We start from the raw sequence: 24,231 nt of genomic DNA, 5'->3' as shown, positions 1-24,231 counted from the left end.
ACACCGATGAGCGGGCTCGGGAGATCGCGGCTCGGCTGAGGTTGTCGCTCGCGAGACCAGGCAGGACGATGACGATCGGCGGCTGGGTGCCGGCGCAGACCACCTGGTCGCACGCGACCTGATCTGGTCCAGACGTGAAAGAACCCCCCAGCCTCGGGATCCCGAGGGGCAGAGGCGTTCTCTCGTTGGAGCGGGTGACGAGAATCGAACTCGCGTAGCCAGTTTGGAAGACTGGGGCTCTACCATTGAGCTACACCCGCGGTGCTCGGACATGATTCCACATCCCCCGGGGTGGACTCAAAACGGTAGGGGGACCGGGGTGGTGGCGCGAGCACTGGTTCGGGTCGACTAGACTCGTGCGGTCACTGCGGGGCGTAGCGTAGTGGCTAGCGCGCCTGCTTTGGGAGCAGGAGACCGCAGGTTCGAGTCCTGTCGCCCCGACAAACCCCCTGCAGCACCGGTGCAGTGCGGGCTGTCACCGTGCTGTGAATGTCATCGAATCAAGGAGAACCGCCACCGTGAAGAGCACCGTCGAGTCCTTGAGCCCGACCAAGGTCAAGCTCATCGTCGAGGTGCCGTTCGAGGAACTCAAGCCGAGCCTCGACGCGGCGTACCAGAGCATCGCCTCGCAGATCACCGTTCCGGGGTTCCGCAAGGGCAAGGTGCCCCCGCAGGTCATCGACCAGCGGGTCGGCCGCGGGCCGGTGCTCGAGGAGGCGATCAACGACGCCCTCCCGAAGCTGTACTCGCAGGCGGTCAGTGACAACCAGGTCAAGGCGATCGGCCGGCCCGAGGTCGACGTGACCGAGTTCAACGACAAGGAGAGCCTGCAGTTCTCCGCCGAGGTCGAGGTGCGCCCGGAGATCACGCTGCCCGACCTGGAGGGCCTGGAGGCCGAGGTCGAGGACATCGCGGTGAGCGACGACGAGGTGACCGAGCAGATCGAGGCGCTGCAGCAGCGCTTCGGCTCGCTGAACCCGGTCGAGCGCGCGGTGCAGGACAAGGACTTCATCACGATCGACCTGTCCGCCAGCAAGGACGGCGAGAAGGTCGAGGAGGCGCAGGCCACCGGCCTGTCGTACCAGGTCGGCAGCGGCCAGCTCCTGGACGGCCTGGACGAGGCCGTCACCGGGCTGAACGCCGGTGAGACCAAGACCTTCGTCACCCAGCTGGTCGGCGGCGCGCTCAAGGGCGAGGACGTCGACGTCGAGGTGACCGTGACCGCGGTGAAGGAGCAGGAGCTGCCGGAGTTCGACGACGAGTTCGCGCAGACCGCGTCGGAGTTCGACACCGCCGACGAGCTGAAGGCCGACGTCCGTGGCCGGCTGGAGCGCGGCAAGCGGCTCGAGCAGGCCGGCGAGGCGCGTGACGCCGTCCTGGAGAAGATCCTCACGCTGGTCGACGTGCCGGTGCCGGAGGGTCTGCTGACCGACGAGCTGGCCGCCCGCAAGGAGAACCTGGAGCAGCAGCTGGGGTACTCCGGGATGACGTTCGAGCAGTTCCTGGAAGGTGAGGAGCAGACCCAGGACGAGTTCGACGAGGACCTGAAGAAGCGCTCCGAGGACGCGATCAAGGCGCAGTTCGTGCTCGACCTGGTGGCCGAGCAGCAGGAGCTGAGCGTGAACGACCAGGAGCTGACCGAGCACATCGTGCGGCACGCGCAGCGCTCCGGCGTCAGCCCGGACCAGTTCGCCCAGCACGCGGTCGAGAACAACCTGGTCCCGAGCCTGGTGTCCGAGGTCGTCCGCGGCAAGGCGCTGGCGCACCTGGTCGAGAACGCCAAGGTCACCGACGCCTCCGGCAACGTGGTCGAGCTGAAGACCCTGCAGCCGGACGGTACGTACGCCGACGCCGAGGCGGAGACCGCCGCCGAGGAGACGCCGGCCGAGGAGCCCGCCAAGGCCTGAGTTGTCCGACGAACGGCCCGGAACCACTGCGGTTCCGGGCCGTTCGCGCGCTTCGGGCCGATCGTGAGCCGTGGCCTGATCCCGAAGTACCTGACCGGGAAGCCTTCGAGGAATTCCCTCCACTCCGAATCACACCAGCAGAATTCGCTCAGAGCAGACGGATCGCGGTGTGCGATGCGCCGTGAGCGAACACCTGTGGCCCAGCCTTAGGTCTGTCGCCCCCGCCCAGTAATGTCGGCTTCGTGAACGAGACATTTGCAGCCAGCCCCACCGCCGCGGGCGGCAACGGTTCCGGCGGACTCGACGACCACATCTACCAGCGCCTGCTGCAGAACCGGATCATCTTCCTGGGGTCCGAGGTTCGCGACGACAACGCGAACGCGATCTGCGCGCAGATGCTGCTCCTCAACGCCGAGGACCCCAACAAGGACATCTGGCTGTACATCAACTCGCCGGGTGGTTCGGTGGACTCCGGCATGGCGATCTACGACACCATGCAGTGGATCTCCAACGACGTCGCCACCGTCGGGATGGGCCTGGCCGCCTCGATGGGCCAGTTCCTGCTCTGCGCGGGTGCGAAGGACAAGCGGTTCGCGCTCCCGCACGCGCGGATCATGATGCACCAGCCGTCCGGTGGCATGGGTGGTACGGCGTCGGACATCAAGATCCAGGCCGAGCAGTCGCTGCACATCAAGGCGCAGCTGTTCAAGCTGATCGCCGAGCACACCGGCCAGCCGCTCGAGCAGGTCGAGAACGACGCCGACCGGGACCGCTGGTTCACCGCCGACGCGGCCAAGGAGTACGGCTTCATCGACCACGTCGTCGCCAGCGCCGCGCAGCTCACCTCCGGCAGCCCGAACTCCTGATCTCCCACTCCGTCAGTCAAAGGACGCACCCATGAACTACTTCATCCCGCAGTGGGAGGAGCGCACGTCGTACGGCATGCGCCGGATCGACCCCTACACCAAGCTGTTCGAGGACCGCATCATCTTCCTCGGTACGCCGATCACCGACGAGATCGCGAACGCGGTGATGGCGCAGCTGCTGTGCCTGCAGTCGATGGACTCCGACCGCGACATCAGCATCTACATCAACTCCCCGGGCGGCTCGTTCACCGCGCTGACCGCGATCTACGACACCGTCCGCTACATCAAGCCGGACGTCCAGACGGTGTGCCTCGGCCAGGCCGCGTCGGCCGCCGCCGTGCTGCTCGCCGCTGGTACGCCGGGCAAGCGGCTCGCCCTGCCGAACAGCCGGATCATCATCCACCAGCCGGCCACCGAGGGCACCTACGGGCAGTCCAGTGACATCGAGATCCAGGCGAACGAGATCCTCCGCCTGCGCGCTCTGCTGGAGAAGATGATCTCCGAGGCCAGTGGCAAGTCGCTGGAAGAGGTTTCGCGTGACATCGAGCGGGACAAGTTCCTGACCGCCGACCAGGCCATCGAGTACGGCCTGATCGACGACGTCCTGCAAACCCTCAAGGCCCCGGTCCCGGCCGGCGTCTGAGCAGGCTTCCGGGCGCCGGTTCCGGCCGGTGCCCGCGTCTGCTGCCCCGCTCCGGCGGGGTGACGATATGGGTCAGCGGGGGGCTGTCAAGGGCCTGGCGCGTTCGCCACCGGCGTAGTCACAACCCGGCGGGGAGCGCGGTGTTTCGGCCCCGGACGGGGTACCGTCGAATTCAGGATCGAGGTAGCCGTGGCAGTGACATGGCGGCCCCGCCCGAGCGGCCCACGCCCCCCTTGGCCCACGGTTCGACTGCGCATAGAAGGGATCTGTCCCGGTGGCACGCATAGGTGACGGCGGCGACCTGCTGAAGTGCTCGTTCTGCGGTAAGAGCCAGAAGCAGGTCAAGAAGCTCATCGCCGGTCCCGGCGTCTACATCTGCGACGAATGCATCGATCTCTGTAACGAGATCATCGAGGAGGAGCTGAACGAGGGCTCCGAGGTCGGACTCACCGAGCTGCCGAAGCCGCGGGAGATCTACGACTTCCTCAACGCGTACGTCGTCGGACAGGACGTGGCCAAGAAGGCTCTCGCGGTGGCGGTGTACAACCACTACAAGCGGGTCCGTGACGGTCAGGGCAGCTCCAGCGCCGGCCGGCACGCCAAGGACGAGGCCGTCGAGCTGGCCAAGTCCAACATCCTGCTGATCGGCCCGACCGGCTGCGGCAAGACCTACCTCGCCCAGACGCTGGCCCGGATGCTGAACGTCCCGTTCGCTATCGCCGACGCCACCGCGCTGACCGAGGCGGGGTACGTCGGTGAGGACGTCGAGAACATCCTGCTCAAGCTGATCCAGGCGGCCGACTACGACGTCAAGAAGGCCGAGACCGGGATCATCTACATCGACGAGGTCGACAAGATCGCCCGCAAGAGCGAGAACCCGTCGATCACCCGCGATGTCTCCGGCGAGGGCGTGCAGCAGGCCCTGCTGAAGATCCTGGAGGGTACGACGGCCTCCGTGCCGCCGCAGGGTGGCCGCAAGCACCCGCACCAGGAGTTCATCCAGATCGACACCACCAACGTGCTGTTCATCGTCGGCGGCGCGTTCGCCGGCCTGGACCACATGGTGGAGCAGCGGGTCGGCAAGAAGACCCTCGGCTTCAACGCCTCGCGCGAGCCGGAGAAGCCGAAGGAGCTCGGTGGGTACGCCGACGTTATGCCGGAGGACCTGCTCAAGTTCGGCCTGATCCCGGAGTTCATCGGCCGGCTCCCGGTCATCACGACGGTGTCCCCGCTGGACCGCGAGGCGCTGATCAAGATCCTGTCGGAGCCGAAGAACGCGCTGGTCAAGCAGTACCGGCGGCTGTTCGAGATCGACAACGTCGAGCTGGAGTTCAGCGACGACGCGGTCGAGGCGATCGCGGACCAGGCGCTGCTGCGCGGCACCGGCGCCCGTGGTCTGCGGGCCATCATGGAAGAGGTTCTCCTCAACGTGATGTACGAGGTGCCGAGCCGTGAGGACGTCGCGAAGGTCGTCGTCACCGGCGAGGTCGTGCTGGAGAACGTGAACCCCACGCTGATCCCGCGCGACCAGATGGAGCGCAAGCGCGAGCGGCGCGAGAAGACCGCCTGACACTGTTCGCAGAGGGAGGCCGGGATCCGCTGGATAGCGGAGTCCCGGCCTCCTTCTCGTGGCGGACGCAACCGGAGCAGGCAGCCACCTACGGTCGGTGAGCTGAGACCCAGAAGATTCCTGCGAAGCCTGACAGCCGCCAGCGCCCTCGCCCTGGCCCCACACCAGCCACCGCGGTCGCAGCACCAACCAAGGCCGCCCCAACCGGCGCCGCCCCAACCAGCGCCGCCCCAAGCGGCGCGGCAGCTCGTGTCGTCGTACCGACGATTGTGTGTGGGGGAGTTGTGGCGCCGACCCCGGGGTCAAGGCGTTCCAGTGCGCCTCGGTCGAGGTGATCCGGCGCACAAGCTCGGGACGTTGTTCACCAACCCCGGCGGGGCCGGTCCGCGACCGAGGTGTGGTTGCGCGTCGACGGTACGGCGGACGCCGTAGCGGCCAATGCGGTGCAGTGTGCGCGGTGGGGTGTGTACGCCGAGCACGATCCGCTCGTCGGCCAGCAATCGCTGCGTGTCTACGACGCGGTGCAGCTCGTGCCGGTGCAAGGGTCTCGTGCATTGGGTATCGCTTACTTGAAACTGGGCCAGAGAAGCCTCTTGGAGGAAGCAGTGAGATTGCTACGTGTCCACACCGACGCCGGGCTGCGCGACGCCGTACTGACCGAAGACGGCCGGGTGGCGACGCTGGCGGGCGAGGCCGAGGCGTTCGACCCGGTCCGCCTCCGGGAGCGTGCTGCCGGCGCGGAGGTGGAGACGGCGACGCCGTTCGAGCAGGTGCGGCTGGCGGCGCCGCTCAGTCCCGGGAAGATCGTGTGTGTCGGGCTGAACTATGCCGACCACGCTGCCGAGGGTGGCCAGGAGTCGCCGGCCGAGCCGATCCTGTTCATGAAGGCGCCGGATACGGTGGTTGGAGCGCGCGACGATGTCGTCATTCCGCGGCGCAGCGAGAAGACCGACTGGGAGGTAGAGCTCGGCGTGGTGATCGGGCGGACGGCGGCCTACCTCGAGAGCGAGGCGGAGGCTCTGGACCATGTGGCCGGCTACGTGCTGGTCAACGATGTGTCGGAGCGGCACTTCCAGCTCGAGCGTGGTGGGCAATGGGACAAGGGCAAGAACGCGCCGACGTTCTGTCCGCTGGGTCCGTGGGTGCTGACCGCCGACGAGGTTCCCGATCCCCAGGCGATCAAGCTCGGCCTCGATGTGAACGGCGATGTGCTGCAAGACAGTTCGACGGCGCAGATGATCTTCTCGGTCACGCATCTGGTCCACTACATCTCCCAGTTCATGACGCTGTACCCGGGCGACGTGATCAGCACCGGGACGCCGGCCGGCGTCGGCGCCGGCCAGAAACCGCCGCGGTACCTCCGCGCGGGCGACGTCCTTCGGGTCTGGGCCGATGGCCTGGGCGAGCAGCACACGCGGTTGGTCGGATGATCGTCGACAACCTCGCGGTCGAGGTCTTCCCGGATCCGGTCACCCTGGGCGCCGCGGCAGCAGCCGCCGCGGCGGAGTCCCTGCGCCGGACCATCGAAGCACAGGGCTCGGCCCGGTTGGTGCTCGCCGCCGCGCCGAGTCAGACGCACACCCTGGACACGCTATCCGTTGCCGAGGGCATCGATTGGTCGAAGGTCCAGGCGTTCCACATGGACGAGTACGTCGGTCTCGCGGCGGACGCCGAGCAGCGTTTCGGGCGGTGGTTGGGACGGCACTTCAGGGCGCCGGCGCCGTTGACCGTACTCGATCCGGCCGGTGGCTCCGATCCGGCGGCCGAGGCGGCTCGCTATGCGGAGCTGGTTGCGGAACGGCCGATCGATGTGGTGCTCGCCGGGATCGGGGTCAACGGGCATCTCGCGTTCAACGATCCGCCGGCGGACTTCAGTACGCGCGACCTCGTGCAGGTGGTCGCGCTCGACGAGGTCAGTCGGCAGCAGCAGGTCGACGAAGGGTTGTTCCCCCGACTTGACGACGTACCGACGCAGGCGTGGACGCTGACGGTCCCCTGTCTGCTGTCGGCGCGAGAGATCTTCTGCATGGTGTCCGGAGTGGCGAAGCGGGACGCCGTACGGCGGACTTTGCATGATCCTGTGGATCCGATGGTGCCGGCGAGTGTGTTGCGGACGCATCCGCGTGCACGGCTGTTCTTGGATCGGGAGGCGGCGGGGGATGAGTGACTACCTGGCCGCGATCACGGAGCTGCTGGGCCGGATCGAGGCGGAGGAGAGTGAGTCGATCGAGGCGGCCGGGTACGGGCGGATCGTGATCGAGAACGCCGGACTCAACGCTGAAGATGTGCTGATCCTGGTGAATGCGTATGGGATCAACGCCGCGCTCATCGATGCGGCGCTGACGGCGCGGGATCGGGGTGTGCTCGCGCGGGACGTCGTACCGCGGGTGTGGCGCAGTGGCAACGCGCCGGGTGGGGACGAGGCCAACGCGGCGTCCATCGGCCGCTTCCGGGAGCGGGTCCGGTGGCTGTAGGCAGACTGACGGGCCGCGACCCGTGGTCGGGTGACATCCTCCACCTCGACCACACTGCAGGCCGCATCACCACCATCACCCGCACCCCCACCGCACACGGGCCGGGCGAGGGCGGATCGGCGGGACGGGAGCCGGCCACCGCCGGGCCAGGCGGGAGCGGACCTCTGGGGCGGGAGGTGCCCTGGGTGAGCCCTGGGCTGGTGGATCTGCAGGTTAATGGGTTCGCGGGGTTTGATGTGAACGGGGAGGATGTGTCGGTCGAGAGCGTTGTGGGGTTGCGGGAGGCGCTGCGCGGGGTGGGGGTGACGCGGTTCGTGCCGACGGTGATCACCGCGGATGCAGAGCGGATGCGGCGGGCGGTGCGGGTGATAGCCGAGGCGCGCCGGCGGGATGCGGAGGTGGCGGCGGCGGTTCCGTTCGTGCACCTCGAAGGGCCGCACATCTCGGACCAGGACGGTCCGCGCGGGTGCCACGACGCGGCCGAGGTGCGGCCGCCTGATCTGGCCGAGCTCGAGCTGTGCCAGCAGGAATCGGGCGGGCTCGTCGGGCTGGTCACGATCTCGCCGCACTGGCCGGGAAGCGCGGAGTTCATCGCCGCGGTGGTCGCGTCCGGCGTCCGGGTGGCGATCGGGCATACCCACGCAAACGCTGACCAGATCCACGCCGCGGTGGACGCCGGCGCGAGCCTGAGCACGCATCTCGGCAACGGAGCGCATGCCCAGCTGCCGCGCCACCCGAACTATCTCTGGACCCAACTGGCCGACGCCCGCCTGCAGGCCGGTTTCATTGCCGACGGCCACCATCTGCCCGCGGACACGTTCGTCGCGATGGTCCGGGCCAAAGGCATCGACCACTCGTTCCTGGTCTCGGACTCGGTCGCGATCGGCGGCCTCCCACCGGGCGAGTACTCGTCGACCGTCGGCGGCGACGTGGAGCTCACCGACGACGGACGGCTCCTCGTGCGAGGTACGCCGTACCTCGCCGGAGCGGCCGCACCACTCGCGGACGGGGTCGCTTGGGCGGCCCGGTCGTTCTCGCTGTCCGACGCGCTCACGATGGCGACGACCAACCCCGGCCGGATCATCGACCAGGCCGGCGGCGAGCTCCGGCCGGGCACTCGCATCGCGGACGTGATCACGTTCGACTGGCAGCCCGGCGATCGGAAGCTCTCCTTCCGCTGAGAGAGCAGAGACCGGGATCGCTTCCAGTGCGCAGAGTCTTGACCTGAAGCGGCGGCATCGGCACGATTCCTGATCAAGTTGGTCTAAAACTGAAAGCGCTCCCGGACACCGCCCCCTCGCCCAGACAGGAGCAGCACCGATGCGATGGATCACTCGCGGCCTGGTCGCGGCCGCGCTCACGTTCGGCGTGGTCGTGCCCGTCATGGCGCCGGCCGCCGATGCCGCTACCGAGCTCATCCAGAACGGGACCTTCACCACCGGCACGACGAATTGGTGGAGCCTGTCCAACACCCCGATCAGCGTCGATGCCGGCCAGCTCAAGGCCGTCGTCCCCGGCGGCACCGCGCTCAAGTGGGACGCCATGCTCGGCCAGAAGGTGCCCGCGTTCCCGATCCACCAGGGCCACCGCTACACGCTGACCTTCGACGCCCGCGCCTCCGCGACCCGCGAACTGCGCACGACCATCCAGGTCAACTCCGCGCCGTACCCGGCCACGCTCGACAAGCTGTTCACGGTCGGCACCACGAGCAAGCGGTTCGTGCTCCCGTTCACCGGCTCGCTGGAAACGACCGCGGCTGAGCTCACCTTCCAGCTCGGCGGCCTGGCCGGCAGCGGCTACACGGTCTGGTTCGACAACGTCTCGCTGATCGACAACTACGGCAGCGTCGCCGGCAACCCGCTGTCGATGACCAGCGGGTTCTACGTCGATCCGAAGAACAACGCCAGGATCTGGGCGGACAAGCCCGAGAACCAGAACCACCCGAGCCGCCAGTCGATCATCGACAGCATTGCGACCAAGCCGATGGCGCGCTGGTTCGGCAGCTGGAGCGGTGACATCGGCGACGCGGTGTCGCAGTTCGTGGCGGCCGCGGATGCCGCGGACAAACTGCCGACCCTGGTGCCGTACAACATCCCGGGCCGCGATGCGTGTGGTGGTCACTCCAGTGGCGGTCTGGAGGGTGAGGACGCTTACAAGGCCTGGATCGAGACCTTCGCCGCGGCCATCGGCACCAGGCCCGCACTGGTGATTCTCGAGCCGGACTCGGTCGGCGACATCCAGTGCATCACCGACACCGACGAGAAGAACGCGCGGATCCGGATGCTGAGCTTCGCGCTCCAGGCGTTCAAGGACCTCGCGCCGAACACCTGGACGTACGCCGATGCCACGAACAAGGGCTGGGGTGAGTCCATCACGCTGCCCACGCTGGCCTCGTCACTCAACTCGATCGGAGTGCAGAACGCCCACGGTCTCGCGGTGAATGTGTCGAACTACTACGCCACCGACCTGTCGGTCCAGTACGCGAACGCGCTCAACGGGCACCTCGCGACGCCCAAGCCGTTCGTGATCGACACCAGTCGCAACGGCAAGGGATCCCTCGGCGGCGACCAGTGGTGCAACCCGCCGGACCGTCAGCTGGGCGTGACGTCGCGGACCGGCGGCGGCGCGGAGATGCTGCTGTGGGTCAAGGTCCCCGGTGACTCCGACGGCCGCTGCGGCTGGAAGAGCGACGTCGACGCCGGCACCTTCGACCCGGCGCTGGCGAAGTCACTGATCCTCGGCGACAGCACTACCGAGTAAGAGACCTACCAGGCCCGCCCCGACGGAAGTGTCGTGGGCGGGCCTGGCTCTCACCTCTGCAGCGCCGTCGCGATGGCGTCGGTGAGGGGAGTGGTCGGGCGGCCGATCAGGCGGCTCAGGTCGGAGCCGCGGCCGGCCAGCAGGCCGCGTTCGATCGCCTTGTCGACGCCGGCGAACAGTTGCGCGAGCGGCTCGGGCAGTCCCGCGCCGGTCAGGACCTCGATGTGCGTCTCGACCGGAACGTTGTTGTAGGCAACGTCCTTGCCGGACTGCCTGGACACCTCGGCAGCGTACTCGGTCAGCGTCCACGCGACGTCGCCGTTCAGTTCGTACGCCGTCTTCTCGTGCCCCGCACCGGTGAGTACGACGGCCGCCGCGGCGGCGTAGTCACGCCGGGAAGCCGAAGCGATCCGGCCATCGCCCGCGCTGCCGATGACCCCGTGCTCCAGCTGTACGGCGATCTGCTCGGTGTAGACCTCGTGGTACCAGCCGTTGCGCAGGAACGTGTACGGCAGACCCGATTCGAGGATCGCCTGCTCGGTGGCGATGTGGTCGGCGGCCAGGTCGAAGTCGGCCTCAGGTCCGCCGAGCACGCTGGTGTAGGCGATCCGGGCGACACCGGCCGCCTTGGCCGCGTCGATCACGGACTGGTGCTGGGCCCGGCGGTTCGCCTCGAGGCCGGAGATCAGCAGAACCGTGTCACCGGCCCCGAACGCCGTGGCCAGCGCGGCGGGGTCGTTGTAGTCGGCGATCCGGATCTCGACGCCACGCTCCGCGAGACCGGCCGCCTTCTCGGCGTTCCGGGCGACCGCGACGACCTGGTCGGCCGGCACCCGCTGCAGCAGTTCGTCGATGACGAGTTGGCCCAGGTGGCCGGTGGCGGCGGTGACGACGATGCTCATCCGTACTCCTTGTCGTTGAGGTTGACATCACCAACAGTAGGCAGGCTGGGCGAGCGCTTCTATGTCTATAGCGCGCTGATTTATGTCTCATCGTCTTTCGAGCCTGGCGTATCATGACCAGCATGGATGTTCTCGCCGATGTCGTCTCCGCGCTGCGGACCGGCCCCGCCACGTCCGGCCGGACCGACGTCCGCGGGCCGTGGGGGCTGCGGTTCGCCCACTCGTTCGGCGCGACGTTCCATTTGGTCCTGCAGGGGACGGCGTGGCTGCTGCCGCCGGGCGGGACGCCGATCGCGATAGGCCCGGGCGACGTGGTGCTGATGCCGCGCGGCCTCGAGCACGCGCTGGCCGACCATCCCGATTCGCCGCTGGTCGACTTCGACCCGGCGATCGAGAAGCCCGTGCAAGGTGACGGGGCGCGCGCATTGCTGCTCTGCGGCACCTATCGACTCGATCGTGAGCGGCCGCATCCCGTGCTGAGCAGGCTGCCCGACGTCGTCCACGTGCCCGCTGATCCGGGTCGGCATCGCACGCTGCACTCAGCGATCGGCATCCTCGGTGAGGAGCTCGACGCCAATCGGCCCGGCGCCGCGGCCGTCGTACCGCCGCTGGTCGATGCGCTGCTCGTGCTGATCCTGCGGGCGTGGTTGGAGGATCGGAACTGCCCGACCGAGAGCGGATGGTCCCGAGCGTTGACCGATCCCGCCGTCGCGCGGTCGCTGGAGCTGATCCACGATCGGCCTGGTGCGTCCTGGACGGTCGCCGACCTCGCAGCCGATGTGGGTCTGTCGCGCGCGGCGTTCGCCCGGAGATTCACCGAGGCGGTGGGCGAACCGCCGCTCACGTACCTGTCCCGCTGGCGGATGACCACCGCGGCCCGGCTGCTCCGCGACCACGACCGACCACTCGCGACAGTGGCGAAGGAGATCGGCTACACGTCAGAGTTCGCGTTCGCCAAGGCGTTCAAGCGCGACTTCGGTATCCCGCCAGGGACCTACCGCAAGCAACTGGCCGTCAGTTCGTGAGGTCGTCGGGCCGGAGCGTTGCGACGAGTTCGCCGCGGCTACGTACGCCGACCTTGGCGAACGCCGCCTTCAAATGGTCCTGGATCGTGTGCGGTGAGATCGACAACCGGTCGGCGATCTCCGTGGTGGTGTGACCGGAGATCACCTCGAGGCAGATCTCCCGCTCCCGCGTGGTCAGCCCGTACGCCGCCAGCAGCATGCCGACCAGGTGATGACCCGAAGCCGGCTCGATCGTGACCACGACCTCCTCCTGATCGCCGATCAGCCGGCTGCCCTGCAGGACCACCCAGCCACCTGACGCCGTCTGCACCCGGGCCTGGAACGTCCCGGCCGCGGCGGCCCGGGTCCCGGTCACGACCGCTCGCAGGAGTACGCCGAACCGCCCGGGAGCGATCTCGTTCAACTCGTCCTGCCAGGTCTGGGCGGCCGCGGTGATCGCGCGCGGCTCGCCGGTCGGACCGGTGACGACGATCGACGGGCCGACCCCGCCACGGTACCCGTGCGCATCCGTGCGTACGGCGACGCGCGTGGCCGCGCCGATCACCGGCGCCACCGACCCCAGGAACTCCAGCTCGCGATCGCTGTAGTCCGGCCCGCTGCGGACGAACCCTGCCGCGCCCCAGCAGTCCCCGTCGACCGTGAACGTCGCCCGGACCTCATGCTCGATCCCGAGCGGCCGCCAGACCTCGTTCAGCCGCCGGTGCCCGACGACCTCGCGGTACGGCAGGTCGGACAGCCGTGCCACCAGGCGCGCATGCCGGGCGAGCTCGGCGAACGAGTTCGGGTCGGTTCCGGCGTACTCCGTCTCGGCCAGCCGCGGCTCGTACTCGGGCGGGATGCGGTCGCGGCCGCTCGTCATCGAGCTGATCACCAGCGTGCCCGGGTCCATCCCGGCCCAGCAGGTCAGCTCACTGCCGATCACCTGCTCGACCACCTCGATCGCGGCGGCGTGCAGGTCCACGACGCCCAGTCCCGACGTCGCCAGTGCCGCGATGTCCCGGCGCGCGGCCCGCGCCCGGCCCTCCCACATGGGCTCAGTATGCGCCGCCGTACCGAGGCCGCCTATCCCGGAAATGTGGGGATTCCATCGCCCGCAGGAGCCCAGCGCGACGGGATTCCGGCGCCGGCGGCCGGTTCCTACCGTCGCATCACAACCACCGACAGGGGGAGATCATCATGACGGAATCAGTGCACCTCAGCACGGCCGGCACGGGCGCGGAGTACGCCGCACCGGACGCGACCGTGACGGTCAAGGTCGGCGCCGAACACACTGCGGACCAATACGAGCTCTTCGAGATCGACGCGCCCCGCGGCCAGGCCGGACCGCCGCATACCGAGTCGTGGAGCAAGGCGTTCTACGTCCTCCAGGGCCGGATCCTGGTCCAGGCCGGCGACCAGGGCTACGACCTCGGCCCGGGCTCGTCGATCAGCATCCCGGCCGGCACGCTCAACACATTCTCGGTACTGACGCCGTCCGCGAAGTTCCTCGCCGTCAGCCAGACCGGCCGGATGGGCGCCTTCTTCGCCGACCTCGCGACCGCCGACCCCACCGACTTCGCCGCGCTGGGTGAGATCTCGGGCCGGCACGGTGTGGAGCTGCGCCGATGAGTACCGCGGCGCAGGTACTGGCCATCGCGATCGCGGTGATGCTCGCGGTGGTGTGGGTGATGGAGTCGTTCCTCTACCGCCATCCGAGGATGTACCCGATGTTCCTGACCAAACCCGGGGACTTCCAAGCGGTCCGGCTGTGGACGGTGAACATGGGCTTCTACAACCTGACCACGGCCGTCGCCCTGGTGACGGGCGTCGTCCTCGCGCGGAACGGTCACGGCTCGGCCGGCGATGCGCTGGTCACGTTCACCGCGGCCCAGCACACGTTCATGGCGGTGGTGCTGGTCGTGTCGGAGCGGAGGCTGTGGCTGAATGCGCTGCTCGAAGGCATTCCTGCCCTGGTATTGCTCATCCTGATGGTGAGCTGATCTGTAGGAAAGTTACACGATTTGCGCCACCATGGGCATGAAACACCGCACACCACTCATGGTCCCCGGAATATCACCGACAGTTCGACCGGTCCGGGGGCCAGCCGCCCTGAGTACCCGTGAAGGTGAGGCCCATGAGCCCAATCAGTCGCAGAACCCTTGTTTTCGGCGGACTTGCCGCGGCCGGCGTGAGCGCTCTCCCGGTCCGCTCGGCCGTGATCGCGGCCACCGCGGCAGTCCCGTACCCGTTCCAGCTCGGGGTCGCCTCGGGTGAGCCCGACGCGAGCAGCGTCGTGCTGTGGACCCGGCTGGCCCCGTCACCGCTGAACGCCGACGGCCAGGGCGGGATGGCGAACGCCGATGTCACCGTCGACTGGCAGGTGTCGACCTCCGACACCTTCAGCACCCTCGTCGCCTCCGGCTCGGTCGCCGCGAAGTACGCCGCCGCCCACTCGGTGCACGTCGTCGCGGGCGGCCTCAGCCCGGACTCCGACTACTACTACCGCTTCCGCGCGCAGGGTCATCTCTCACCGGTCGGCCGCACCCGGACCACGCCCGCGGTCGGTGCGGCGGGCCGTGACCTGGTGATGGCCTTCACCTCGTGCTCGCACTACGAAGAGGGCTATTTCACCGTCTACCGCCGGATGGCCGAGGAGAACCCGGGCGTCATCCTGCACCTGGGTGACTACATCTACGAGTACGGCCCGACGACCGGCCGGCCGCGTCTGCACGCGGGCACCGCCGAGATCGTGTCACTCGCGAACTACCGGCAGCGGTACGCGCAGTACAAGACGGACCCGGATCTCCAGGCCGCCCACGCCGCCGCGCCGTGGATCGTCGTACCGGATGACCATGAGGTGGAGAACAACTACGCGGGGACGGTGCGCGAGAACAACACCCCGGCGCTGACCGCCGCGCAGTGGACCGCTCGCCGGTCGGCGGCGTACCAGGCGTACTACGAGAACATGCCGCTGCGGCCCGCACAGGTGAACAGTGGCAACAGCATCCAGCTGTACCGGCGGTTGCGATGGGGGAGTCTGGCAACGTTCCACTTGCTCGACACCCGGCAGTACCGCAACGACCAGGCGTGTGGTGACGGATGGCAGATCTGCTCGGACGCGGACCTGGCGTCGCGCAGTTTGCCCGGCAACCCGCAGGAGACCTGGCTGCTGGACGGTCTGGGTCAGCACCTCGGCACCTGGGACATCATCGGCCAGCAGGTGTTCTTCGCGCGGCGGTTCAACGCGACCGGCGCCAGCATGGACTCGTGGGACGGCTACCGCGCGTCCCGCGCCCGGATCCAGCAGGGCTGGGTCGATCGGGCCGTCCGCAATCCCGTCGTACTCACGGGTGACGTGCATCGCGCGTGGGCCAGTGACCTGAAGGCCGACTACAACAACGCGAGTTCGGCCACGATCGGCACCGAGCTCGTGACGAGTTCGGTGACGTCCAGCGGCGACGGGGACGGCGCGACCACGATCCCCGATGTCGGAACCAACCCGTGGCTGAAGTTCTACAACAACCGCCGCGGCTACGTCCGTACGACGATCAGTCCGACGCAATTGCGGGCCGACTTCAGGGCGGTGGCGAAGGTGTCCGAGCACGGTGCCGCAGCGACCACGATGAAGTCGTTCGTCGTCCAAGAGGGCCAGCCCGGCCTGCAGGCGGTGTGAGGCAGCCATGAAGAAGACACTGGCCATCACCGCGCTCGCAGCGACCGCTCTGACCTTCAACGCCACCACAGCCGAAGCCCACATCGCCGCACCGACCTGGGTCACCGCGAACAGCGTCTCCACCGGCGACCAGGACGCTCCGTCGGTCGCGACCAACCGCAACGGCTATGTGGCCGTGGTGTGGGAGGACGACCGGGACACCGACAACGCGACCGACAACGTGCACAGCGAGATCTACCTGCGCCTGTTCCACAACGGTACGGCGGTGTACGAGAAGAAACTCTCCGCCGGTGGCAGCAGCGGAGTGACGAACTGGCGCCACCTGCACCCGGACGTCGGCCTGGACGACAAGGGCAACGCCGTCGTCGTGTGGCAGGACGACCCGGACGGCAACGGCTACTACAACATCCCGTATCGCGTGGTGAACACCGCCGGCACGGTGACGGCGACCGGCAATGCCAACACCAGTGCCGACGGGCAGCAGATCAACCCGCGGGTCGCCGTCGACCCGGATGGCGCGCCGAGTGGTGCCGCGGTCGCGTTCACGGTGGTGTGGGAGGACATCCAGACGGGGACCCAGCCGACGGTCAAGGCCGCCGGGTACACCGGCCCGACGACTCGGGCCTGGGAAGTCACCGCGTCCACGACGACCGGTCAGCACCACAACCCGGACGTCGCCGTCTCGGCCTCGGGTGACGCGGTCGTCGTCTGGGAGGACGACGGTGACGCGAACTCGTCGTACGAGGTGGGGTTGATCCGGCTGGGCCGGACCAACGGTGCGGCGACGCTGTCCCGCCGGGTCGCGAACTCGAACACCAGCGGCCAGCAGACCCACCCGTCGGTCGCGGCCAACTTCAACGGTGACTTCGCTGTCTCATGGGAGTCCGACCACACCGGTACGGCGGGCGCCTGGACACGCAACTTCACGTCGACCGGCACCGCCCGGTACGCCGATGTCCAGGTGGCGACCGGCGCGAAGCTGCCGTCGATCGGCATCGACGATCAGGCGCAGACGATGGTCGGCTGGACGGTCCAGGCCGCCACCCTCGACGTCTGGGTCCGCGGCTTCGGCACTGACGGCACCGACACCGGACGACTGTCGGCTCAGCAGCTCAGCTCCCTCCCGGACGGGCGTCAGGAGCAGATGACCGTGGCGGTGTCGCCGTTCGCCGAGGTTGCCGTGGCTTACACCGACGACAACGACGGGAACACGTACGACCAGATCTATCTGGGGACCGGAATCTCCAACAACAGTTGGTGAATCACCGCGTCGCCGGGGACACCGTGCTCAGCACGGTGTTCCCGGCCGTGACCACCTCGAGCCGGTCGATGTCCTGCAGCGGAATCGACGTACTGGCAGGCACGTCGGCCTGGTAGCTGGTCGGAGTCGCCCACCAGCCGGCCGTCTCGACCGTCCCGTCCCGGCCGTGCACGACCAGCATGCAGTGTTCGCCGGGCTTCAGATCGGACAGCCGGAGCTGGATGTCGGTGCCCCACCCCTGACTGGTCAGCCGTGCCGTGGTGTCGATCCCGTCCACACCGTTCGTCGCCGTCCAGGTGGCCGTCTCGGACGTCGGTCCCGCTTGGCTCTGCCATCCGACAACGCCGACGATCCCCAGCATCACCACGCCCACCGCTCCGACCAGCAGGCGCCGCCAACGGCGGCCACGTGGCGCCGACTCGTGGATTTCGGCGACGGGGATCGGCGGTTCGGCAGCCGGGATCCACGACTCGACGGGCAATGCGTCGAGGTCTTCGAGGGGGACGGAGTGGAGCAGGCCGGGGAGCGGGGCGAACTGGAGGAGGGTCTCGCGGCAGGTGGCGCAGGTCTGCAGGTGCTGTTCGGCCGTACGCCGTTCCGTCGCATCGAGCGCACCGAGCACGAAAGCGCCGATCCTGATCGTCTCCGGGCACGTCATGAGCCGGTCACTCCTCGTTCCTCCAAGGCAGCGCGCAACGCGTGCAATGCGTAGTAACTTCTCGACTTCACCGTCCCGGGCGGGATCCCCAGGACGGTGGCCGCTTCGGCGACGGTGCGCCGCCGGTAGAACAGTTCGATGATCACCTGCAGGTGGTCGTGGCTGAGGCCGTGCAGAACCTCGGCCACCTGCCAGGCCTGCAGCACCCGGTCGATGTCGTCGCCGGCGGCGGCGAACTCGCGGTTCTCTATCGGTACCTCGGTCACCCTGGCCACGCGCTTGCGCTGCCCGGAGATGACCAGGTTGCGCGCGACCGTGAACAGCCAGCCGCCGGCCCGGTCCGGGTCCAGCTCGGCCGAGTGGGCCCACGCCCGCGCCATCGTCTCCTGCACGATGTCCTCGGCGTACTGGTGGTCGCCACCGACCGACCGCAGGACATAGCCGAACAGCGGCCGCCGGTACCGGTCGTACAGCGCGCGGATCGCTGTGTCGTCGTCCACACCGGAGAAGTACGCACGGAAGCGGTCAAAGGTTCAACTGAACCTCCCGGGGCCTTTCCGCGTATCTGTCCCTGAGAGGAGAAACATCAGATGAACCACAGAGTTTCCATAATGTTGCTCGGAGCAACGGCAGCGTTGGCCACCCTGGCCGCCTGCGGCGCGAGCAATTCCGATAGCAACGCGGGGGCGGCGGCCGGCAATCCACCGGCGGCCGCGAGCGGAGCCGTCTCCGTGCAGAACGTCGACGGTGTCGGTCAGGCCCTGGTCGACCCGGCCGGCAAGACGCTGTACTTCACTGATCAGGAAGCCGGCGGCATGATCCAGTGCACCGCGAACTGCTTGACCTTCTGGATTCCGGCCGCGGGTTCTGCCGATGCGGCCAAGTCGGTGCCTGGACTCGGCGTGATCAAGCGAACCGATACCGGAGCCGAGCAGCTCACCTTCCAGGGCAAGCCCCTGTACACCTTCAAGCTGGACACCGCGGCCGGCCAGGACAAGGGCAACAACGCGCAGGACTCGTTCAACGGCATCGCCTTCACCTGGCACGCTGCGGCCACCACAGCCGCCGCGCCGACCCGGGCTCCGTCCACCTCGACCGGCGGCGGCTACGGCTACTGACGGGCATACAGTCCGGTCAGGCGGCCGCGGGCAATGGTCTTGGCGTCGATGGCCTTCAGGGCCTCGTCGAGATCGGCGCCGTTGGGGAGGGCGGTCGCCTCGGACAGGGCATAGACCGTGAAGCGGTAGTGGTGTGTGCCGCTGGGTGGGCACGGACCGAAGTACACGGCCTTGCCGGCCGAGTTCTTCGCCTGCGTGGTGCCGGCGTGGCCTTCCGCGAGCGACGTCGTGGTCGGCTCGAGGTCGAGCAGAACCCAATGGGTGAAGGTGCCCTTGGGTGCGTCGGGATCGTCCACGACGAGGGCCAGGGCACCGGTGTTCGGCGGCACGCCCTGCCAGGCGAGCGGTGGTGAGACGCCGTCGCCGTCACAGGTGTACTTCCGGGGGATCGGTCCGCCGTCGCGGAACGCCGTACTGGTCACGGTGATGGCGGCCGGGGCGGTGGAGGCCGGCTCTTTCGCCTGCCCACCACCGCACCCGGCCGCTCCGATCAGGAGGGTCGTCCACAGCGCCAGCCGTAGTCGCACCCTTTCAAAATACGGGCCTAGCGGCCGGGGACGAAGACGATCGCGTCACCGACGGCTCGTTCGGCGCCGCCCGCGCCGCTCGGGTGGTTGACCAAAGTGCCGTCCTGCAATGCCATCGCGGTGGAGCCGCCGCCGTCCAGGTTGATCGCGTCGCGCAGCCCGAGCGCCTTCGCGACCGCGGCCGTCTCGTCCATCGTCGTCCCGACGCTGGTCGTCTGCCGGCCGTCGATCGCGGCGAGCACGATCTTGCCGTCCCGGGTCGTGCCGGCGATGGTGCGCGGGTTGCGGTCGAAGAAACTGCCGATGCCGCTCGGTACGACGATCTCGCCGTTCGCCGTCAGCCGGTAGCGACCGGTCACGCCGTACAGGCCGCTGCGCAGCGGGACCTTTTCGCCCTTCTCGTTCGACACCTTCAGGTCTGTGCGGACGCAGCCCTTCGCCCCGGCGAGGAGTGCGACGGTGTCCTGTCCGGTCGCCTGCAGCGAGGTCTGGCTCGCGGTCAACGTCGTCCCGCGCGTCGTCGACGTCCGGACGACGCAGCCGCGGCGATCCAGCACCACCTCGACTCCGGCGCCGGCCGGGGTCGCGGCGGCGAACTCGGGCGTGAACAGGACGACGTCGCCCGGCGTCGTGCAGCTGGTCTGGTCGGGCAGGGTGGCGCACGCGGCCGGGATCACCGGCGGGTGGTTGACGAACTCGAGCGGGAGCCCGGCGCCGGTGTGGCGGTTCCGGACCGTACCGGACCAACTCAGGTGGCCCATCACCATTTTGTTGCTCTTGGCATCGATCAGCAGATTGGCCTCGGTCGGGTCGGTGAGCGGCTCGCTCAGCAGCTTGCCGTCGGAGATGCCGAGGCCGACCGGGTCACCCGGGTACTGCGGGTTCGCGGTGAAGGTGAAGAACGACGCGTTCACCCCGGCGAGCGCGCCGGCCGTCCGGACCAGGTCCGAGGTCTTCTCCACCTGCGCGAGATCCGTTCCGTACGTCGTCCTCAGGTGACCGTTCGCCTTCCTCGGGTCGATCGTCAGCACGCTCACGACCCACGGGCCGCGCGGCGTCGTGTTGATCTGGTCGGCCGGCGCCGGGTCGGTCCCGCGCACGATCCGGGTCAGCGTGACCCCGCGGGCCAGCGCCTGGCTGCTCCGGGTCTCCAGCAGATCCGCGTCCCCGATCGGCAACCCCTGTCCGGCCGGGACGACGGTGGCAGCCGGGCCGGCGTCACCCGTCGGACTCGCACCGGCGGCCGGTACGACGCCGGCCGTCACGACACCCAATACCGCGGCCGCGGCCAGCGCGGTCCGGAACACTCGAGCGGAAGTAGTCATGCCCACCATCCTGTTCGTCGATGGTGGAATCTTTCCGTTCTAGTTTCTGGCCTGTCAGTATCTGACAGGTTACGGTTCAGGGCCGCGGTGTGAGCCGGATGATCGGCAGCTCGCGGTCGGTCTTCACCTGGTACTCCGCGAAGCGCGGGGCGGCCGTGGTGATCTGCTCCCAGGCCTCGGTGCGCTCCGGTCCATGCAGCTGCTCCGCGCGGACGTCGACCGTACGGCCGTCGACGTCGATGCGGACCTTGTCCGGGTGAGCGGCGAGGTTGTAGTACCAGGCGGGGTTTCCCGGTGCTCCGGCCGCGGAGGCCACGATCAGCCAGCTCCCGTCGGCTCCCGGGAACCAGCCGACCGGCGTCGTCCGCTCGAGACCGCTCTTGCGGCCGACGGTCGTCAGGACCAGTGCGTTGAAGCCCATGAACTTGGCGCCCTGTCCCTGGCGGCGGATCCGGCCGGCGATCCGGCGGTTCATCCACTTCATCAAGCGCCCACCGGGTTGCCGGGCGCCGCGCGTACCGGCGTGAGTGTCGAAGCTCATCGGCTGCTCACCGCCTCGGGTGCGTGCACCGTGCGGGTGGTGGTGACCTTCTCGTCGTGGGTGAAGGGACGTCCCTCGAGGTTGAAGCTCCAGGACACGGTCGGCGTGATGCGCAGGTAGTGGGCCGGGCCGAACTGGCCCTCGCGCTCGACCAGGTCCGCTTCGCCGTAGACCCGCAGGTAGCGGGGGATCCACGGGCGGACGGACGCGAGGTCGTCGATGACGAAGGCGACCTTGGTGTTCCCGTCCTTGACGTTGCGGTACTTCCGGGTCCGGACCGGGTCGATGCCGCCGACGTACAGGTAGGTCCCGTCGTACTCGAAGCCGACCGGTACGGCGTCGGGCTGGCCGTCGCTCGCGACCGTCGCGAGCCGGCCCAGGGGCTGTGATCGCAGGTACTCGAGCTCCGCTTCGGTGAATGACATCGGTCCTCCTTCGAAGGTTAATGCCGCGTACTGTACGCGACCTTAACTATACATGCCATGTACCGTGGAGCTGTGATGGAGATGAGGGTGGAGCCGGATCAGCTGGATGCCGCGTCGGGGCTGCTGCAGCTCACGACGGTGGTGCAGGGTCTGTACGCCCGCATCTCCGAACGGCACGACCTGACGCCGGTCCAGGCCAAGCTGCTCTGCGTTCTGCTCGGCGGCCCGAAGGGCATGGCCGAGCTCGCGCAGTGTTTCGGCGTCGAGAAGGCCGCGCTCACCGGGTTGATGGACCGGGCCGAGAAGCGTGGGCTGGCCGAGCGTTCACCGGTCCCGGGCGATCGGCGGGCCGTGCAGGTGACGCTGACCGCGGCCGGCCGCCGGGCCGCGACCGCCTTCCACGCCGAGGTCGGCGAGACTCTGAACAAGCTCATCGCGGGCCTCGGTCCGGCGGACCGGGAGCATTTCCGCGCCACCATGGCCGGCATCATCAGCACTTGCCGGAGCGGCAACGGTCCGTGCTGACCGTCCGACGGATGAAACCGGCGCAGTCTCCACGCTGACGTTTCCTATACGATCCAGGCGTGTCTAATCCGCTGAGCGCCTGAGGTGTCCGCCGTCGTCGGTGCGTTCGTCGCGCTGGTCGCGGTGGCCGTGCTCGGGTATCTCGTCGGCTTGCGCGGCGTACTGCGGTCCCAGGACGAGCAGGTGCTGTCCCGGCTGGCGTTCTTCGTGGCGACACCGGCGTTGCTGTTCACGACCGTCGCGCGGGCGGACCTGCATTCGATCTTCTCGGTGGTCCTGGTCACCAACGTGGCCAGTCTGTTCGTGGTCCAGCTGGTCTTCCTGCTGGCCGCCGCGGTCTGGCGGCGGACGAGATCCGAGGCGACGATCGGCGTTCTCGCGTCGTCGTACGTGAACGCGGGCAATCTCGGCGTACCGGTGGCGGCGTACGTGCTGGGGGATGGTGCGCTGGTCGCGCCGATCCTGTTGTTCCAGTTGCTCGTGATGGCTCCGATCGCGTTTGCTGTGCTTGACGGTGATCAGCAGGGGTCCGGTCGGCGGGTGTCATTGCGGACTGTGCTGGCGCGGCCGTTCCGCAATCCGCTGACCGTGGCGTCGCTGCTCGGACTGGTGGTCTCGCTGCTCGGCGTGCAGGTTCCGGTGTTGGTGATGCGGCCGATCGAGCTCGTCGCGGCTGCGGCGGTGCCGGTCGCTCTGGTTGCGTACGGGCTCAGCCTCAGTGCGGGCACGAAGGACTCGATCACCTTGCAGCGGGACGTCGTACTGGCTGTGCTTCTGAAGACCCTGGTGCAGCCGGTGGCCGCGTACGCCGTGGGGCGCTGGCTGCTCGACCTCCACGGCGCGGCCCTGCTGGCGCCGACGCTGCTGGCCGCGCTGCCGACCGCGCAGAACGTCTACGTGTACGCCGTTCACTACCGCAGCAGCCGGACTCTCGCGCGGAGCGTGGTGCTGCTCAGCACGCTGCTGTCCATCCCGGTGATGATCGCGATCGCCGGCCTGCTGGCCTGACTCACTTCATCGCGTCGAAGGCTTCCTCGGCGACCGGGGCGACCTGGTCCACGGCGACGCCCTCGTTGGCGGACTGGGCGATCACGGTCAGCGTGTTCGAGCCGCGGTAGCACTGGGTCGGGAGGTTGCCGGTGGACTCGACGCACGTGGAGCTGCCGATCTTCTTGACCTTGTCCGGGGTCGCGCCGGAGTCCGCGACGGTCTTGTCGATGTCGACCTTCCCGCGCAGCGCGATCACGACGAACATCCGGTTGCCGTCGATCGTCCCGTACGCCTCGACCGTGGCCTGCTTGCCGTCGTTGATCCGGCTCAGCGCCTCGCGGGTCTGGTCCAGCTGCAACTGGCCGCGGATCTCCTGGTCGGTGATCCGGTCGAGCCCCGCGAGCTTCGCCGGCGGGGTGATCCCGCGAGCGGTGTTCAGGCGGTTGAGCGGGCCGAGGCCCCACACGTAACCGAGCGCGGCCAGCACGATCAGCACCACGAGCGCCGCGGTGACCGTCAGCCACGGCCCGCGCAGCCGGATCCGTCGCCACCACGGCTTCCTCGGGCCGTCCGTCGGCTTCGCGGCCTGCGTCCCGGCCGCAGCGCCGCGGCCGCGCTGCCAGAACTTCTTCTTCGCCGCGGCAGGCTCGCTCTTCCCGGCGGCGGGCGCGGCGGCCGCCTTCCCGTCCACTGCCTTGCCGTCCACTGCCTTGCCGTCCACCGGCTTCTCGTCCGCTGCTTTCTCGGCCACGGTGTTCTCGGCCACGGTGTTCTCGACCACGGTGTTCTCGGACGCCCCCACGGCGGCGATCTCGGTCGTCGTCTCCGTCGCCGACGCGTTGTGCCCGGCCGCGGCGGTGTCCGCCGCCGGCTTCGGGCCCGGAGTGGTGGGGTCGCTCATGGATTAGCTCCTCGGACGGGTGCGGTCGCGGGGTTCGGACCCGATGGTTCCACATCGAGACAAATCGGTTCCGCAGCGTAGTCGTTTCGGTACACGGGCGGTGGGACCCGGCTCTCTCGGGGGCGGTCCCGGAGTCCAGCATCTCGCGTGGCCGGAATGCA

General features: G+C 68.6%; 26 protein-coding genes and 2 tRNA genes. 18 read left to right on the top strand and 10 right to left on the bottom strand.

All coding sequences use genetic code 11. The features are described 5' to 3' along the window. Positions 1-186: 186 nt before the first annotated feature. A tRNA-Gly gene (locus ACZ6O0_RS37840) sits at positions 187-260 on the bottom strand. Between the two features lie 108 nt (positions 261-368). Between ACZ6O0_RS37840 and ACZ6O0_RS37835 the strand changes: the two genes are divergently transcribed. The 10 genes from ACZ6O0_RS37835 (at position 369) to ACZ6O0_RS37790 (ending at position 10,220) form a co-directional block, all read left to right on the top strand. Then, positions 369-441, top strand: a tRNA-Pro gene (locus ACZ6O0_RS37835). A gap of 77 nt (positions 442-518) precedes the next feature. Further along, positions 519-1,907, top strand: a complete 1,389-nt coding sequence (gene tig / locus ACZ6O0_RS37830) for a trigger factor (RefSeq protein WP_465769883.1) — start codon at positions 519-521, stop codon at positions 1,905-1,907. A gap of 242 nt (positions 1,908-2,149) precedes the next feature. Next, a complete protein-coding gene (locus tag ACZ6O0_RS37825) occupies positions 2,150-2,773 on the top strand; it encodes a ClpP family protease (protein WP_465769882.1) in 624 nt (207 codons plus the stop codon). A gap of 31 nt (positions 2,774-2,804) precedes the next feature. Then, positions 2,805-3,416, top strand: a complete 612-nt coding sequence (locus ACZ6O0_RS37820) for an ATP-dependent Clp protease proteolytic subunit (protein WP_465769881.1) — start codon at positions 2,805-2,807, stop codon at positions 3,414-3,416. A 274-nt stretch (positions 3,417-3,690) separates the two neighbouring features. Beyond that, on the top strand, positions 3,691-4,986 hold the full coding sequence (gene clpX, locus ACZ6O0_RS37815; protein ID WP_465769880.1) for an ATP-dependent Clp protease ATP-binding subunit ClpX: 1,296 nt from the start codon (positions 3,691-3,693) through the stop codon (positions 4,984-4,986). Between the two features lie 605 nt (positions 4,987-5,591). Continuing rightward, the gene (locus tag ACZ6O0_RS37810) at positions 5,592-6,416 is read left to right on the top strand and encodes a fumarylacetoacetate hydrolase family protein (protein ID WP_465769879.1); all 825 of its coding nucleotides are present in this window, start codon (positions 5,592-5,594) and stop codon (positions 6,414-6,416) included. After that, positions 6,413-7,153 (top strand): 6-phosphogluconolactonase, encoded by a 741-nt coding sequence (locus ACZ6O0_RS37805; protein ID WP_465769878.1) that lies wholly within the window; start codon positions 6,413-6,415, stop codon positions 7,151-7,153. The genes ACZ6O0_RS37810 and ACZ6O0_RS37805 overlap by 4 nt, the downstream gene beginning before the upstream one ends. Further along, on the top strand, positions 7,146-7,460 hold the full coding sequence (locus ACZ6O0_RS37800) for an SIS domain-containing protein (RefSeq protein ID WP_465769877.1): 315 nt from the start codon (positions 7,146-7,148) through the stop codon (positions 7,458-7,460). Before ACZ6O0_RS37805 ends, ACZ6O0_RS37800 begins: the two co-directional genes overlap by 8 nt. 185 nt (positions 7,461-7,645) lie before the next feature. Then, a complete protein-coding gene (locus ACZ6O0_RS37795; RefSeq protein ID WP_465769876.1) occupies positions 7,646-8,641 on the top strand; it encodes an N-acetylglucosamine-6-phosphate deacetylase in 996 nt (331 codons plus the stop codon). A gap of 139 nt (positions 8,642-8,780) precedes the next feature. Further along, positions 8,781-10,220, top strand: coding sequence for a glycoside hydrolase family 6 protein (locus ACZ6O0_RS37790; RefSeq protein WP_465769875.1), 1,440 nt, complete (start codon positions 8,781-8,783; stop codon positions 10,218-10,220). Between the two features lie 50 nt (positions 10,221-10,270). Here the strand turns inward: ACZ6O0_RS37790 and ACZ6O0_RS37785 are convergent, their stop codons facing one another. Further along, complete coding sequence (locus tag ACZ6O0_RS37785; RefSeq protein ID WP_465769874.1) at positions 10,271-11,122, bottom strand: SDR family oxidoreductase; 852 nt, start codon at positions 11,120-11,122, stop codon at positions 10,271-10,273. Between the two features lie 122 nt (positions 11,123-11,244). On the opposite strand from ACZ6O0_RS37785, the gene ACZ6O0_RS37780 reads away from it, so the two are divergent. Further along, positions 11,245-12,147, top strand: a complete 903-nt coding sequence (locus ACZ6O0_RS37780) for an AraC family transcriptional regulator (protein ID WP_465769873.1) — start codon at positions 11,245-11,247, stop codon at positions 12,145-12,147. Here ACZ6O0_RS37780 and ACZ6O0_RS37775 read toward each other — a convergent pair. Beyond that, on the bottom strand, positions 12,137-13,177 hold the full coding sequence (locus ACZ6O0_RS37775; RefSeq protein ID WP_465769872.1) for a helix-turn-helix transcriptional regulator: 1,041 nt from the start codon (positions 13,175-13,177) through the stop codon (positions 12,137-12,139). The two genes, ACZ6O0_RS37780 and ACZ6O0_RS37775, sit on opposite strands and share 11 nt — an antisense overlap. 146 nt (positions 13,178-13,323) lie before the next feature. On the opposite strand from ACZ6O0_RS37775, the gene ACZ6O0_RS37770 reads away from it, so the two are divergent. From ACZ6O0_RS37770 to ACZ6O0_RS37755, 4 genes are all read left to right on the top strand, one after another. After that, entirely contained in the window at positions 13,324-13,755 is a 432-nt protein-coding gene (locus ACZ6O0_RS37770; protein WP_465769871.1) for a cupin domain-containing protein, read from the top strand. Next, positions 13,752-14,126 carry a DUF1304 family protein gene (locus ACZ6O0_RS37765; protein WP_465769870.1) on the top strand — a complete coding sequence of 125 codons (375 nt, stop codon included), beginning with the start codon at positions 13,752-13,754 and terminating at the stop codon, positions 14,124-14,126. Before ACZ6O0_RS37770 ends, ACZ6O0_RS37765 begins: the two co-directional genes overlap by 4 nt. A 134-nt stretch (positions 14,127-14,260) precedes the next feature. Next, positions 14,261-15,799: an alkaline phosphatase D family protein gene (locus ACZ6O0_RS37760; protein WP_465769869.1), complete on the top strand. Its 1,539-nt coding sequence runs from the start codon at positions 14,261-14,263 to the stop codon at positions 15,797-15,799. A 7-nt stretch (positions 15,800-15,806) separates the two neighbouring features. After that, positions 15,807-17,060 (top strand): hypothetical protein, encoded by a 1,254-nt coding sequence (locus tag ACZ6O0_RS37755; RefSeq protein ID WP_465769868.1) that lies wholly within the window; start codon positions 15,807-15,809, stop codon positions 17,058-17,060. A gap of 1 nt (position 17,061) precedes the next feature. Here ACZ6O0_RS37755 and ACZ6O0_RS37750 read toward each other — a convergent pair whose 3' ends face one another. Both ACZ6O0_RS37750 and ACZ6O0_RS37745 read right to left on the bottom strand, forming a co-directional pair. Then, a complete protein-coding gene (locus ACZ6O0_RS37750; protein ID WP_465769867.1) occupies positions 17,062-17,718 on the bottom strand; it encodes a zf-HC2 domain-containing protein in 657 nt (218 codons plus the stop codon). Then, complete coding sequence (locus ACZ6O0_RS37745) at positions 17,715-18,218, bottom strand: sigma-70 family RNA polymerase sigma factor (protein ID WP_465769866.1); 504 nt, start codon at positions 18,216-18,218, stop codon at positions 17,715-17,717. Before ACZ6O0_RS37745 ends, ACZ6O0_RS37750 begins: the two co-directional genes overlap by 4 nt. A 90-nt stretch (positions 18,219-18,308) precedes the next feature. On the opposite strand from ACZ6O0_RS37745, the gene ACZ6O0_RS37740 reads away from it, so the two are divergent. Continuing rightward, complete coding sequence (locus ACZ6O0_RS37740; protein ID WP_465769865.1) at positions 18,309-18,836, top strand: COG4315 family predicted lipoprotein; 528 nt, start codon at positions 18,309-18,311, stop codon at positions 18,834-18,836. Here the strand turns inward: ACZ6O0_RS37740 and ACZ6O0_RS37735 are convergent. From ACZ6O0_RS37735 to ACZ6O0_RS37720, 4 genes are all read right to left on the bottom strand, one after another. Further along, the gene (locus ACZ6O0_RS37735; RefSeq protein WP_465769864.1) at positions 18,830-19,363 is read right to left on the bottom strand and encodes a YbhB/YbcL family Raf kinase inhibitor-like protein; all 534 of its coding nucleotides are present in this window, start codon (positions 19,361-19,363) and stop codon (positions 18,830-18,832) included. The genes ACZ6O0_RS37740 and ACZ6O0_RS37735 overlap by 7 nt on opposite strands. Before the next feature lie 17 nt (positions 19,364-19,380). Further along, positions 19,381-20,688 carry a phosphodiester glycosidase family protein gene (locus ACZ6O0_RS37730; protein WP_465769863.1) on the bottom strand — a complete coding sequence of 436 codons (1,308 nt, stop codon included), beginning with the start codon at positions 20,686-20,688 and terminating at the stop codon, positions 19,381-19,383. A gap of 76 nt (positions 20,689-20,764) precedes the next feature. Further along, on the bottom strand, positions 20,765-21,229 hold the full coding sequence (locus ACZ6O0_RS37725; protein ID WP_465769862.1) for a nitroreductase/quinone reductase family protein: 465 nt from the start codon (positions 21,227-21,229) through the stop codon (positions 20,765-20,767). After that, positions 21,226-21,654, bottom strand: coding sequence for a PPOX class F420-dependent oxidoreductase (locus tag ACZ6O0_RS37720; RefSeq protein WP_465769861.1), 429 nt, complete (start codon positions 21,652-21,654; stop codon positions 21,226-21,228). The genes ACZ6O0_RS37725 and ACZ6O0_RS37720 overlap by 4 nt, the downstream gene beginning before the upstream one ends. Before the next feature lie 75 nt (positions 21,655-21,729). Here ACZ6O0_RS37720 and ACZ6O0_RS37715 point away from each other — a divergent pair, with 75 nt between their 5' ends. Together ACZ6O0_RS37715 and ACZ6O0_RS37710 are read left to right on the top strand one after the other, a co-directional pair. Then, positions 21,730-22,179, top strand: a complete 450-nt coding sequence (locus ACZ6O0_RS37715) for a MarR family winged helix-turn-helix transcriptional regulator (protein ID WP_465769860.1) — start codon at positions 21,730-21,732, stop codon at positions 22,177-22,179. 84 nt (positions 22,180-22,263) lie between these two features. Further along, on the top strand, positions 22,264-23,187 hold the full coding sequence (locus ACZ6O0_RS37710; protein ID WP_465769859.1) for an AEC family transporter: 924 nt from the start codon (positions 22,264-22,266) through the stop codon (positions 23,185-23,187). A 1-nt stretch (position 23,188) separates the two neighbouring features. On the opposite strand, the gene ACZ6O0_RS37705 is transcribed toward ACZ6O0_RS37710, so the two are convergent. After that, a complete protein-coding gene (locus ACZ6O0_RS37705) occupies positions 23,189-24,070 on the bottom strand; it encodes a hypothetical protein (RefSeq protein ID WP_465769858.1) in 882 nt (293 codons plus the stop codon). Between the last annotated feature and the right edge of the window lie 161 nt (positions 24,071-24,231).

The organism is Kribbella sp. NPDC048837, from assembly GCF_055586945.1.
The sequence above is the reverse complement of the archived record's forward strand: the minus strand, read 5'-3'. Positions and strand labels throughout refer to the sequence as shown.